Genomic DNA, 16,144 nt, shown 5'->3' with positions numbered 1-16,144 from the left:
GAAAACAAGAAAGCCTTAACAACTCCTATATCAAATAGATTAAGAGTAGTCATGTTTTTATTTGTAAGTAAACTTTTATGAAGCTTCTATAACAGAAGACTAGCAGTAAGTCAAATAGGTCATTTTAATTTGATATATAAGAAAATTTGAACGTAAAATGACCTTTGACATTTTATCAAATATTATATAACTGTTTCGCTATATTCAACATCCTTTTTCTCATCATCGTTAACCCATACCTCAAGATCAATTAATTCTGATAAACCTCGTATAGTTTTCAACTTAAATACTTCTTGCAATTCAAGTTGAATTCCATAATTTTTATTAATTGCAGTAAGTAATTGTATCGCTAGAAGTGAATTTCCTCCATAATCAAAAAAATCATCTAATACACTAACTTTAGTCACATCAATGTTCAATGTTTTAGCCCAAATTTCAGTTAGTTTCCTCTCAATATTATTAGATGGAGCAACATAATCATATACACTCTTTATTTCTAACTGAAGAAGTTTCTTAGTATCTATCTTACCATTAATTGTAAGAGGAAACTCATCTAATTTCACCCAAGATTTTGGAATCATATACTCTGGAATTAATTTTAATAATTCATCTTCTATTTTGGTCTCATTTATTCCCACTTCAGCAATATAAAAAGCAACTAATTCCTTATTCCCTTCTATATCTTTTACAATAACATGGTTATTTCGAATTCCTTTTATAGTTGATAATGTTCCTTCAATTTCTCCAAGTTCAATTCGATAACCTCGTAATTTAACTTGATTATCTTTTCTTCCATGAAATATTATTAAACCATTTTCAGTCCATTCACCTATATCTCCTGAATTATAAAATCTTTTTTCTATTCCTTTATAAGAAATAGTAACAAAGCTTTTACTTGTTAATTCGGCATTATTAACATATCCTCTTGCTACTCCCTTACCTGCTATGTATATCGTACCTTTTACTCCTATAGGAACTTGCTTTAAGTCATTATCTAGAATAACCATTTCAGTATTTGCAATAGGTTTCCCTATTGGGATGTTAGTTAAACCTGCATCTCCTCTAAACACTTCATAAATTGAAGTACAAACAGCACATTCAGTTGGTCCATAAGCATTAAAATATCTAATCCCTGTTTTAATAACTTCAATTGCTTTTTTAGGATTTGCAGCTTCTCCAGCTGTGGTAATTATTCTCAATGTATCTAACTCATCAAGAGGTAATGTTTCTAAATAACTTGGAGGTAATGTAACAATTGTAGTATTAGTTTCAGAAGCTAACTTACAAAAACGTGTAATATCATTTATATCTTTATCTTCAGGTATTACTAATGTAGCTCCACTGTATAATGCCATCATAATTTCATATACAGACGCATCAAAGGCTATTGAGGCAAACCACAAAATAGTATCTCTATCATTTACATTCAACTGCTTTACTATATCTGTTGACATGTTTACATTACTTCCATGTTCAATCATAACCCCTTTTGGCTTTCCTGTAGAACCAGATGTATAAATCACATAAGCCAAATCATTAGAAATAATATTCGTGTTAAGATTAGTTAGTTCTTCATTTATATAATTTAATGAGTCATAGTTTACAACACAATCTGCAACCACTTTTTTATCTAAAACCTTAGTGTTGCTTATTAAAACTCTTAAACCACTATTTTCAATAATATAATTTATTCTTTCTAATGGATATTTAGTATCTATTGGTAAATATGCGGCTCCTAATTTAAGTACTGCTAAAATAGATACAATAGCTTCATCTGACTTAGGAAACAAAACTCCTACAACTTCTCCTTTACTAATTCCAAAATTTTGTTGTAAACTTCTTGCTAATTGATTTGCTTTCTTATTTAAATCTTGATAATTATATGATTTTTCTCCATACCTAATTGCTATTGCCAATGGAGTTTTATTTACTTGGTTTTCAAAAACTTTTACTATTGTATCGTTTTCTTTACTTGAATTAACCATAGGACTAAATGAATTTAATAATTGATTTTCTTTTTCTTCTAGTATTTCAATATCTGCAATTTTCACAGTCTTATTTTCGCAAACTGTTTCCATTATTTTATCAAAATAACTCATAAATCTTTCAATAGTACTCTCTTTAAAAAGCTGTTTTGCATACTCTACAAGAATATAACTATCTTCTTCTCTTTGAACTACTATCATGTTAAGGTCAAACTTTGATTGATTATATTCTATATCATAAAGTTCAACATTAAGGCCTGAAAAACTCATAATACCTAAATCTTCCTTTATAAAGTTAAAGCATACATCAAATAATGGATTTCTATTTAAGCTTCTTTCTATATTAAGCTCATTTACCAAATCTTCATAAGGACATAACTGATGATCAAGATCTGCAATACTACTTTTTTGAACTTGTTTAACAAACTCTTTAAAAGTTATATCTCCCTTAAATTGATTTCTAATTGGTAATGTATTAATGAAAACACCAGTTATACTTTCCAAATCATGATGGGGTCTTCCTGCAACTGGAGTACCTATAACTATATCTTTTTGATTGGATAATTTATACAATAGAATATTATACATTGATAAAAATAAATTATACAATGTTAACCCTTCTTCCTGCGCTATCTTCTTTAATTGTCCAACTCTATTATCATCTATTTTAATTAATAAATTCCCTCCATCATCCGTATTCTTAAATGTTCTAGGATAATCATAAGGTAATTCTAAAGTTGGTACTTCTTTAGAAAACTTATCTAACCAATACTTTTTATGTTGTCTAATTTCTTCCTGCTGTTGATCTTGATTTTGCCACATTACAAAATCTTTATATTGTATTCGAAGTTCTGGAAGTTTATCTCCATTATAAATAGAGAAAAGGTCCTTTAAAAGGATCTTAATTGTTACTTCATCTGAAATAATATGATGAGAATCTATAACTAATAAGTGTTCTTGGTTAGTTACTCTAACAATCCCTACTCTAAATATTGGTCCCATACCTAAATCAAAAGGCTTCGTAAAGTCTTTAACTATACTTTCAAGATCTTCTTCATAATTTAAATAGTTTATTGAAAAATTAGCTTCTGATAAAATTCGCTGAGAAAGTTCACCATCTATAGTTACAAATTCAGTTCTTAAGCTATCATGACGTTTAATTAGTTTAACAAAAGACTCTTCTAATCTTTCTTTATTTAATTCCCCTTTCAATTTAATTGCCGTAGGAACATTATAAGATAGTGATTCTTTATTATACTCATATGCAAAATACATTCGCTTTTGAGAAGAGGATAATGGGTAATACTCCATAGACTCAAAAACTGGAATTTGAGAATGATTAACGGTTACCGATTGAGATATTAAATTACTTAATCTATTTATAGTAGGGTTTTCTATAATTTGTTTTAAGGAAATTTTTACTGAAAAATCCTTTTTAATAGTATTTGATAAGAATACCATTTTTAGAGAATGTCCTCCCAACTCAATAAAATTACTATTTCTACCAACCATGTTAGAATCAAGACTAAGTATTTCTGCATAAATCGATACTAATCTTCGTTCTATATTATTAGATGGGGCAATAATATTTTGATCATCTTGTATAATTTTATAATCTGGTAAAGCTCTAGAATCTACCTTACCATTTATTGTAAGCTCAAATTCTTCTATATATACATAATAGCTAGGTATCATGTAGTCAGGTAAAAATTTACCCAAGTACTCCCTTAATTCAGAAATTTTCATTTTATCAGATGCCTGATAATAAGCAACGATATGTTTTTCTCCTTTAGATACTTTAACCAGTACTACAGAATGCTTTATTTCTGAATGTGCATTCAATTGTTTTTCAATTTCTCCTAACTCTATTCGATACCCTCTTACTTTAACTTGATTATCTTTTCTCCCATGGAATTCTAAATTTCCATCAGGTAACCACCTAACTATGTCACCAGTTCTATACACTCTATTCTCTTGAGATATCCATTCAGTATTAAACTTTTCTGTTGTAAGAAATTGATCTCCAACATATCTTTGGGCTAATCCATCTCCTGCAATACAAAGTTCTCCCATCACCCCAACAGGAACTATATTTCCTGTATTGTCAGTAACATAAACACGTTCATTTGGTAATGGTTTTCCTATAGGAATACTTACTAAATTATCAATTTCTTTTGGGTTAATTTTATATGAGGTTGAATCAACACAAGTTTCAGTAGGCCCATAAAAATTATATAATTGAGTTTGTTCTCCTAAATTTGCATAAAATTTACTTACTAACTCTTTTGATAAAGTTTCTCCTGCTATTAACCAGCTTGATAAAGTTTCTAACTTAGAATCCTTTTCCAAAGAATCTACCAACAATCTTAAATGCGTTGGTGTTCCATCAGTCACTTCTATCTTATTTTTATTATAAAACTCTAATAATTTAGCACCATCTTTTCTTATTTCATCACTCGTTATATAAAGACTATGCCCCTGTAATAATGCTCCGAAAATTTGTTGAACTGAAGCATCAAAAGCATAAGATGCCAATAATGCTACTCTTAATACTTTATCCTGATAAGGTTTATATACTCTTTCTTCAAGGCCTCTTACTAAATTAATTACATTACTATGACTTATCATTACCCCCTTAGGCTTCCCAGTAGAACCTGAAGTAAAAATGCAATAGGCTAGATCCGAAGATTCTGTATTAAAATCAACTTTTTCAACACTTTGAGAAAATATCTCTAATGAATCAATAGATTGTACTGGTAAATAAGCAGAATAAGCTTCTAAATGCTCTTCATGCGTAAGTAAAAAAGTTGCTCTACTCTGATTTAGCATATAACGTATACGCTCCTCTGGAAGGTTAGGATCTAAGGGTAAATATCCAGCTCCTATTTTTAATGCTCCCCACATACCAACAATCATATCTATAGAACGATCAATAAGTAATCCTACCACATTTGGTGCTACCCCTCCAGACATTAAATAATTGGCTACTCTATTTGATTTATCATCTAATTCTTTATATGTTAATGTTTCTCCTTGATAAGAAATTGCTACACGATTAGGGTGAGAATCTACATTTTCCTCAAGTATTGTAACTAAACTACTTTTCGTATCAAAAGACAATTTCGTATCATTAAAAGTATTCGTTAACATATCTACTTCAGCATTCGGAAGCATAGTAATATTCTCAATCTTAGCCTTTGGGTTTAAAAGTGCTTCATCTATTAATTTTTCAAAATATTTTTTAAATCTCTCAATACTAGTTTCCTTGAAAAGAGTGGTATTATACTCAAAAGTTATTTCCAAACCATCCTCCAATTCAAATACTCTAAGTGTGAAATCGAACTTAGTTACGTCATAATCATAATTGTACTTTTCTACAGATACAACATCACTATAAACACCTATTTCAGAAGATTTCACATACTCAAACATTACATTAAACAAAGAGTTTCTATCTGCTCTTTTGTTTTTTAAAGCCATAACTAAATCTTCATAAGCATATTCTTGATGTTCATAAGCTTCAATCGTTTTTTGGCTTACTTCCTTTAAAAAACCTATAAAAGATTTTTCTCCCTTCGGATAATTTTTAAGAATCAATAAATTTATAAAGGCACCTATAACACCATTTAAGTCCACATGTGATCTTCCTGAAACTGAAGACCCTATTACAATTTCTTCCTGATTACTAAGTTTAGTTAAAAATAAATTATAAACAGTAAGCAATACAATAAATAAAGTTGTATTCTCTTCTTTCGCTAAATTCTCTAATTTTTTCGTTTTTTCACTATCCAAAAATAATTGAACTTGTCTCCCTGCTTTTTTCGTGTCTTCAGCTTTGGTATAATCAATTGGTAACTCAAGAGAAGCTGGCCATTCATCAAATTGATTAATCCAATACTCTTTATTCTTATCTAGAATCTCTTGCCTATCATCCGATAACTGCCAAATCACATAATCTCTATATTGAATTTTTGGTTCTGCTAACTCTTTACCTTCATATATATTTATCAAATCATTTAGTAATATACCTGTTGAAACTCCATCAGATATGATATGGTGACAATCAATTACAAGAATATTTTCATTTTCTTCTACTTTAATTACACCTACTCGAATTAAAGGTAACTTACTTAAATCAAATGGTTTTATAAAATTCTTTATTACTTTATTCGGATTTTCACTCTTTTGAAAAACATCAATAGAGAACATAAAATCTTGAAGTACCTTTTGTTTTAAATCTCCTTTAACAAAATCAAATACAGTTCGTAAACTTTCATGTCGTTCAATTAGTTTTGTGAAAGCACCTTCTAGTTTATGAACATCCAAAAAACCTTTAACAGTGAGAAAAACAGGAGCGTTATAAGCTATCGATTCTTTATCATATTCATACTCATAAAACATTCTTTTTTGAGTTGATGATAAAGGATAGTACTCTCTATTATTTACAGGAGTTATAGACGAATAATTAACTGTCTCTGATTCTTTAATTAACTTACATATCTGTTTAATAGTAGGGTTTACTAATATTTCTTTTAATGGAACATCCACCCCAAACTCATTTTTAATATTATTAATTAAAAAAATCATCTTAAGAGAAGCTCCTCCTAATTCAAAAAAGTTACTATTTACACCTATTGTTTCTGAACTTAAATTTAGTACTTCTGCCCAAATTTCAATCAGTTTATTTTCTGTTTTACTTCTTATTTCTTTCTTTTCTTTTTTCTCATTAATTTCTAGATCTAGAAGTGCTGTATGGTCAATTTTACCATTAGATGTTAGGGGAAATACTTTTGTAAACACATAATGAGACGGTACCATATAATCTGGTAGAAGTGAAAGTAAGTACTCACTTAGATCTAAAACCGTTATTGGCTCTTCAGATTGATAATATGCTATTAACTCTTTTACTCCATTTGTTTCTTTTACCAAAACAATACTGTTAAGTATTTTACTATGGGTATTTAGATGAAACTTAATATTTGAAAGCCCTATTATATGCCCTCGTAATTTTAACTGATTACCTCTTCTTTCTACAAACTCTAAACCACCATTGGATAATCTCTTTACCAGATCTCCTGTCTTATAAATATATGATTCAGGTTCAAATGGGTTTTCTACAAAGCTAATGCTTGTCTTCTCTTTATCGTTAAGGTAACCTAAACTTAAACTATCTCCAGCTATATAAAGTTCACCAACAATACCGACACCACTTAACCCCATATCTGAGTTCAACACATACGTTTTAGTATTCGTTTCTGATTTACCTATTAACACATTACTAACTGGTCTTTCATCTACATTATAATATGTTGCATGAATCGTAGTTTCAACAGAGCCATAACAATTTATTAGCTTCCCAGAACCTAAAATATCATATGCTTTTTGAACATGCTTCAAAGAAGCCTTTTCTCCTCCAAAAAGCAATTTACGTAATGTCAATAACCCTTCTATTTTAGAATCTACAAAAACATTGAAAATCGCTGTAGTAAAAAAAGCTACAGATATTTTATTATCTTTTATTACACCTGAAAGCTTTTCTATATCTCTAGTAATTTTTTGATTAATTAAATATAGTGTAGCCCCATTAAGTAAACTACTGAATATATCGAATATAGAACCCTCAAAAGCTATATTTGACCACTGAAGTACACGATCGTCTGTTAATACTTTAGTTGCTCCTTTTTCCTGTACAAGATTCACCACATTTTGATGATTTACTTTCACTCCTTTTAGGTTGCCTAAATTTTCAGGTTTATAAATAACACAAGCCATATCAATCAATCCAACCTCTTGAAAAACGGTATCACTAGATTGCATATTAATTTCATCTTTTTCAGTATCTAAAAAGATTATATTTATATTTTCGAAAGAGTTAAGTTCCCCTTTATTAGTAAGTATAATATTCAAATTAGCATCTTCTACCACGTTAATTATTTTGTTGGTCGAATATGAAGTATCAATTGGTACATAACCTCTTCCAGTTTTTAAAATAGCCAAAATTCCAATAATCATTTCGGTAGATCGATCTAAACAAAGACCAATTAATGAAGACTTATTTACATTAACTTTATTGATATATCTCGCTAACTTATTAGAGCGTTCATCCAGTTCTTTATAAGTTATCTTTTCATCTTCAAAAACTAATGCTACTTTATTAGGATAATTTTTAACTTGAGTTAAAAAAAGTTCTATAATAGTTTCATCTCTTTCATATTCTACCTCAGTTTTATCAAAACTAATCAATCGTTGATCAACTTCTTCTTGTGATAAAACATTTATATCCTTAATTAAAACAGAACTATCTAACAATACTTGATCTATAATATTTAAAAAATAAGACATGAAACGAGTAATCGTCTCTGATTTAAATAACTCATCTCTATAGGTTATATTTAACTTAAATCTGTTATTAAAATCTAATATTGTAAATAAAAGATCAAACTTTGCCTGAAAAAATAAATCCTCAAACAGTTCTACTTCTAATTCTGAATTTTCAGGTAATGAAACATCATTGATTGGTTGATAACCTAATATTACATCAAATAAAGGGTTTCTACCTGAGACTCTTTCTATATTTAACGTTTCTACTAAATTTTCATAAGGATACAATTGATGCTCTAAGTCTGCTAGATTATTCTTTTGTGTTTGCAATAAAAAATCTCTGAAAGTGAAATTACCTTCAATATTATTTCTTGAAGCTAATGTGTTTACAAAAAAACCTGTTATATCTTCTAAATCAACATGAGATCTTCCTGAAACCGCAGTACCAATTACTATATCCTTTTGATTTGTTAATTTATATAATAGTATATTGAAAAAAGTTAAAAACACTGTATATATAGTAACTCCTTCAGATTTAGAAATATTTTTCAAACCTTCAACATAATTATTGTTCAGTTCTACTGCATGGTTTTTACCTTCTATATTGAATTTTTTAGGTCTCGGATAGTCATAAGGTAATTCAAGCGTTGTAGTTTCTTTAGAAAACCTATTCAACCAGTATTTCTTATGTTTAGTTACTTCCTTTTGATATTCTTCTCCTTCTTCCCAAACCGCAAAGTCTTTGTATTGAATTCTAAGCTCAGGTAAATCTTCTTGACTATATAATAAGAAAAGTTCTTTTGCTAGTATAGAATTTGTAATTCCATCAGAAATAATATGATGAGTATCCATAATAAGAATGTGTTCTTCATCAGAAATAGATGTTAATCCTATTCTAAATAAAGGAGACTCATTTAAATTAAAAGGTTTTACAAAACAGTCTAAAAGTTCATATACACTTTTTATTTTTTCTATAGTAGAGATAGAGAATTGCACATCTGATAAAATTCGTTGTACTAATTCTCCTTCATTAAACTCAAATACAGTTCGTAAACTTTCATGTCGTTTAATTAATTGCTCGAAAGCTAATCTCAATTTCTCTGTATCTAAAGTTCCCTTTAAAATGGCAACCATAGGTACATTATATTCTATAGTATCTTTATTGTATTCATATAAATAATACATTCTTTTTTGAGAAGAAGATAAAGGATAATGTGGTTTATTTTCAGCTACAGGAATTGATATATGATCTATTTTTAAAGACTTTGAAATAAGATTTTGAATAGTTGCTATACTAGGATTTTCAATAATATCTCTTGGAGAAATAACAACAGAAAACTCCTTATTTATTTTATTAACTAAAAAAACCATCCTAAGAGAGTCTCCTCCACAATTAAAAAAATTACTATTGATACTTATTACTTCGGTATCTATATTTAATACATCGGCCCAAATAGCAACTAATCTATGCTCAATTTCATTAGTTGGTGCTATATATTCCTCTTCTCTAGTTACTGTTGGCTCTGGAAGTGCTTTTCGATTTACTTTCCCATTAGATGTAAGAGGAAAATCCTCTAAATGAACATAAAAAGAAGGTAACATATATTCTGGCAGATTTTCAGACAAAGAGTCACGCATCATTGAAGTATCAATAGTTTCTTTTGACTTATAATACGCTACTAAACACTTTTTACCTCCAATTTCTTTCATTAATACAACACTATTCTTTATCTCACCGATAGCATCTAATTGAAACTCTATCTCTGATAATTCTATTCGAAAGCCCCTCAATTTTATCTGATTATCTTTTCTCCCTATAAAATCAAGATTTCCATCAGGTAACCATTTTACTAAGTCTCCTGTTTTATACAAATATGACCCTACTTCATATGGGCTATCTACGAACTTAGCATTTGTTTTTTCTGTATCATTAAGGTATCCCATAGATACTCCATCTCCTGCTATATGAAGTTCTCCTGTGATTCCAATACCACATAAATTACCTGAAGCATCAAGAACATATGCTTTAGTATTATTTAATGGCTTCCCTATAGGTACATTATAAACAGGCTTTTCGTCAAACGAATAACTAATAGCAAAAACGGTTGTTTCAGTAGGTCCATAACCATTTACCATTTTTCCTGGTCCTAATACATCATATGCCTTTTGAATATGCTTTATAGAAATTTTCTCTCCTCCTATAACTACCTTTCGTAAAGGTGCTAACCCCTCAATTTCAGTATCCACAAATACATTAAATAATGCAGTAGTAAGAAAAGTTATACTTATTTCATTTTCTTTTATAGTTTTAGATAAAGCTTTTACATCTGAAGAAGTTCTTTTGTCGATTAAACACAATGTAGCTCCATTTAACAAGCTACAAAATATATCGAACACAGAACCATCAAAAGCAACATTTGACCATTGTAATACTTTATCTGTTGGTTGTACTGAAATAGGACCTGTTTCCTTAACTAACTTAATAACATTTTGATGATTTACTAAAACGCCTTTAGGTTGCCCTGTACTTCCTGAAGTATAAATAACATAAGCTGGGTTGTTAGAATTAGAAGGCAAAACAAGCTCTCTTGTTGATTCATTTCCTATTAAATCTTTATCTTCATCTAATAAAATATTTTCAACATTAGTAAACAACTCTGAATAAGATGCTTGAGTTACTATTAATTCTAGACCAGAATCTTCGATCATATGATTAATTCTACTCATTGGATACGTAGCATCTATTGGAACATAACCTCTACCTGATTTTAATATTCCTAGAATACCTACAATCATATCAATAGACCTATCTATACAAAGGCCAATCAATGATGATTGCTCTTCAACTTTTTTATTGATATATCTTGCAAGTTGAGTTGAACGTTTATCTAAATCTCTATACGTTAAGTTTTCTCCTTCGAAAACTAATGCTATTTGATCTGGAGTATTTTCTACTTGAGATGAAAAAATATTTATAATAGATTCTTTTTTTTCATATACAACATCAGTGTCATTAAATTCATTTATTTGCTGAGTTACTTCCTCTTGTGATAAAACATTTATATCCTCGATTAAAATAGTATCATCTAACAATATTTGGTCTATTACATTTACGAAATAAGACATAAATCGAGTAATCGTTTCTGATTTAAACAATTCATTTCTATATGTAAAATTCAATTTAAACCTATCTCTAAAGTCTAGTATCGTGAATATTAAATCAAATTTTGCCAAAGAAAATAAATCTTCAAACAACTTTACCTGTAACTCAGAGTTTTTAGAGAAAGAAATATCTTTCATCGACTGATAGCTTAGAAATACGTCAAATAAAGGGCTTCTATCTGCGACTCTTTCTATATTCAAATTATCAACTAAATCCTCGTATGGATATAATTGATGCTCTAAATCAGCTTGACTATTCTTTTGTACTTTTCTTAAAAACTCACTAAAAGTTAAATTCTCTTCAAGATTGTTTCTTATAGCTAATGTATTGATAAAAACTCCCGTTATAGCTTCCAAATCAATATGAGATCTTCCTGAAACTGCAGTACCAATTACTATATCCTTTTGATTTGTTAACTTGTGTAATAATAGATTATATATTGCTAAAAACACAGAGTAAACAGTAACCCCCTCTTTATCTGCTATATTATTTAAACTTTCAACATAATTATTATCCAGTTCTATTGCATGGTTTTTACCTTCAATATTGAATTTTTTAGGTCTCGGATAGTCATAAGGTAATTCAAGCGTTGTAGTTTCTTTAGAAAACCTATTCAACCAGTATTTCTTATGTTTAGTTACTTCCTTTTGATATTCTTCTCCTTCTTCCCAAACCGCAAAGTCTTTGTATTGAATTCTAAGCTCAGGTAAACTTTCTTTATTATAAAATGAGAAAAAATTCTTTATTAGTATAGAATTTGTAATTCCATCAGAAATAATATGATGGGTATCTATTATAAGAATATGTTCTACATCAGAAACAGATGTTAATCCTATTCTAAATAATGGAGATTTACTTAAATCAAAAGGTTTTACAAAACTTTTTAAAATTTCTTGTATATTTTGTTCTTTATCGAATTTTTTTATAGAAAATTGTATGTCTGATAAAATTCGTTGTACTAATTCCCCTTCATTAAACTCAAATACAGTTCGTAAACTTTCATGTCGTTTAATTAACTGCTCGAAAGAAAATTTCAATCTTCCTATATCTAAAGCACCACTTAAAGTGATAACCGTAGGTACATTATATTCTATAGTATCTTTATTATATTCATATAAATAATACATTCTTTTTTGAGAAGAAGATAAAGGATAATGTGGTCTATTTTCAGCTACAGGAATTGATATATAATCTACTATTGAAGAATTAGATATAAAATCTTTTATATATTTTATAGTAGGGTACTCAATAATATCTCTAGCTGAAACTTTTACACCAAACTCCTTATTTATTTTATTACTTAAAAAGATTACGTTTAATGAATCTCCTCCACAATTAAAAAAATTACTATTTATACTTATTACTTCGGTATCTATATTCAATACATCGGCCCAAATAGCAACTAATCTATGCTCAATTTCATTAGTTGGTGCTATATATTCCTCTTCTCTAGTTACTGTTGGCTCTGGAAGTGCTTTTCGATTTACTTTCCCATTAGATGTAAGAGGAAAATCTTCTAAATGAACATAAAAAGAAGGTAACATATATTCTGGCAGATTTTCAGACAAAGAGTCACGCATCATTGAAGTATCAATAGTTTCTTTTGACTTATAATACGCTACTAAACACTTTTTACCTCCAATTTCTTTCATTAATACAACACTATTCTTTATCTCACCGATAGCATCTAATTGAAACTCTATCTCTGATAATTCTATTCGAAAGCCCCTCAATTTTATCTGATTATCTTTTCTCCCTATAAAATCAAGATTTCCATCAGGTAACCATTTTACTAAGTCTCCTGTTTTATACAAATATGACCCTACTTCATATGGGCTATCTACGAACTTAGCATTTGTTTTTTCTGTATCATTAAGGTATCCCATAGATACTCCATCTCCTGCTATATGAAGTTCTCCTGTGATTCCAATACCACATAAATTACCTGAAGCATCAAGAACATATGCTTTAGTATTATTTAATGGCTTCCCTATAGGTACATTATAAACAGGCTTTTCGTCAAACGAATAACTAATAGCAAAAACGGTTGTTTCAGTAGGTCCATAACCATTTACCATTTTTCCTGGTCCTAATACATCATATGCCTTTTGAATATGCTTTATAGAAATTTTCTCTCCTCCTATAACTACCTTTCGTAAAGGTGCTAACCCCTCAATTTCAGTATCCACAAATACATTAAATAATGCAGTAGTAAGAAAAGTTATACTTATTTCATTTTCTTTTATAGTTTTAGATAAAGCTTTTACATCTGAAGAAGTTCTTTTGTCGATTAAACACAATGTAGCTCCATTTAACAAGCTACAAAATATATCGAACACAGAACCATCAAAAGCAACATTTGACCATTGTAATACTTTATCTGTTGGTTGTACTGAAATAGGACCTGTTTCCTTAACTAACTTAATAACATTTTGATGATTTACTAAAACGCCTTTAGGTTGCCCTGTACTTCCTGAAGTATAAATAACATAAGCTGGGTTGTTAGAATTAGAAGGCAAAACAAGCTCTCTTGTTGATTCATTTCCTATTAAATCTTTATCTTCATCTAATAAAATATTTTCAACATTAGTAAACAACTCTGAATAAGATGCTTGAGTTACTATTAATTCTAGACCAGAATCTTCGATCATATGATTAATTCTACTCATTGGATACGTAGCATCTATTGGAACATAACCTCTACCTGATTTTAATATTCCTAGAATACCTACAATCATATCAATAGACCTATCTATACAAAGGCCAATCAATGATGATTGCTCTTCAACTTTTTTATTGATATATCTTGCAAGTTGAGTTGAACGTTTATCTAAATCTCTATACGTTAAGTTTTCTCCTTCGAAAACTAATGCTATTTGATCTGGAGTATTTTCTACTTGAGATGAAAAAATATTTATAATAGATTCTTTTTTTTCATAATCGATTACTTTACCTTTTCCTAAAGTAAGAACAGATTGTCTTTCTTCTTTAGTAATATAATCAATTTTTGAGGCGTAATCATCTAGATTATTTAATGAATTAGCACAAAAAACATTGAACCAGTTTTGATTCATTCTAACTTCTTGATTCAAAAAATCTTCAGAATTGAATTGCCATTCATAAGATTGATTTTCGTTATCAATTACCAATAAAACAGAATTTTTAGCTCCTTGAATCCCCTTATCATTCTTAAAACCAATAGCCTGATTAACAAAAACATCCTTTCCTTCTAACTTTGGGTATCTTACAAAAATATCTTTCGCATAACACCCCTTTTTAAGCAACTTACTGTATTGACTAGCAATAGCTCTAAGATGGTCTCCTATAGTTTTACTTTTATTAAATTTATATACAAATGGTAATCTGTTTTCTAAATAACATTGTTCATTATCATGTTTAGGAACATATACCACTACATTAACTATATCATGACCATTAATGCGAGATAGGTACAACAGTTTTAAACCAAAAATTAATTCTTCAAATGTTAAATCCAATAGATTCATTGCTTGTTTAAAAACCTTATCTTCTGGATATTTAGTTAAAAACAACTCTGAATTTATACTTTTTATAGGCAAATTGGTCCTCTCAAATTGTCTAATATACTTTTCGAAAAATTGTTCGTTTTTGTAAACTAGAGAACTCTCTTCTAATTTTAAAGTCTTTAATTTATCAATATTTAAAGCTTCTATTTTATGTCCTACTTTAAGAAAAGATTTGATTTCTTTCGGAATCTCTTGTCCGTCCAATAGAGTAATTTTAGTTAACATTACATCATTGGTGGCCGTAGCTATATTTATTGTTAAAGGGGCATTTGATACTTTTAAAATCGTTCCTGGATTTTCCTCAGATCTTGTTTCTAATATCGAGAATTTTCCTGTAACTAATGTATTTTTATCTAAATTCCACTTAGGTACTCCCAAAATATTCGGTTCGGTTGGACCAAAATCAAGTCCTCGAGTATATCGCCCCATATTTTCAGCTTGCATATTCCAACTTAGGTAACTATGATTCTCTGGACGTTTATATCGTCCTACATAAGTACGCTTTTCAATATCTTGTTTCTGATATTTAAACTGCCTTTTCAACTCAATTTGTTTAACTATCAATGCAAAAGCCTCTAAACTAGCTTCAGAACATTTCAAGTTTAAAGAAAAACTGGTTTCAGTTGAATCTATTAATACTTTTCTTTGTTCAATAATATCACCAGTATCGATTCCCGAATCAATTCGATGCCATGTAACACCATGTTCTTTTTCACCATTAATAATTGCCCAATTTGTTGCATGGACACCTGCGTATTTTGGCAGTAAACTATCGTGATAGTTAATAGCCTCTTTTTTAGCAAGAGCAATGTCCTTAGTTCTTAAAATTGCTCCATAAATAATTGAAAAAACATAATCAACTTTATTATTAAGTAATTGATGATACTCTTGAAGTGTATTATAAACAATAATATTCTTTGAGTTCGCCCACTTTTGAACATTGATATCCTGAGTAATAAAAGCTTTAATATTTATACCATAATCTAACAATATTTTGGCACACTGAATACTCAAGTTTGTACGTCCTAAAATAATACAGTCACTCCCCTTAGTATCTATAAATTTATTTTGATCTTTCATGATTTGTAAGTAATAATTAATGAAAAGTATACCGAAGATTGACACAACAT

General features: G+C 29.1%; 1 protein-coding gene. It reads right to left on the bottom strand.

The genetic code is table 11. The annotated features are described in order from the left end of the window. Window positions 1–182 precede the first annotated feature (182 nt). Entirely contained in the window at window positions 183–16,094 is a 15,912-nt protein-coding gene (locus BLV71_RS08920; protein ID WP_093870210.1) for a non-ribosomal peptide synthetase, read from the bottom strand. Between the last annotated feature and the right edge of the window lie 50 nt (window positions 16,095–16,144).

Origin of the sequence: Tenacibaculum sp. MAR_2010_89, assembly GCF_900105985.1 — a bacterium.
GTDB lineage: Bacteria > Bacteroidota > Bacteroidia > Flavobacteriales > Flavobacteriaceae > Polaribacter > Polaribacter halocynthiae.
This window is presented reverse-complemented; position numbering and strand designations above follow the sequence as displayed.

Coding starts and splice junctions, on each gene's coding strand:
- BLV71_RS08920 (WP_093870210.1), bottom strand. CDS start 16,094: ATGAAAGATCAAAATAAATTTATAGATACTAAGGGGAGTGACTGTATT.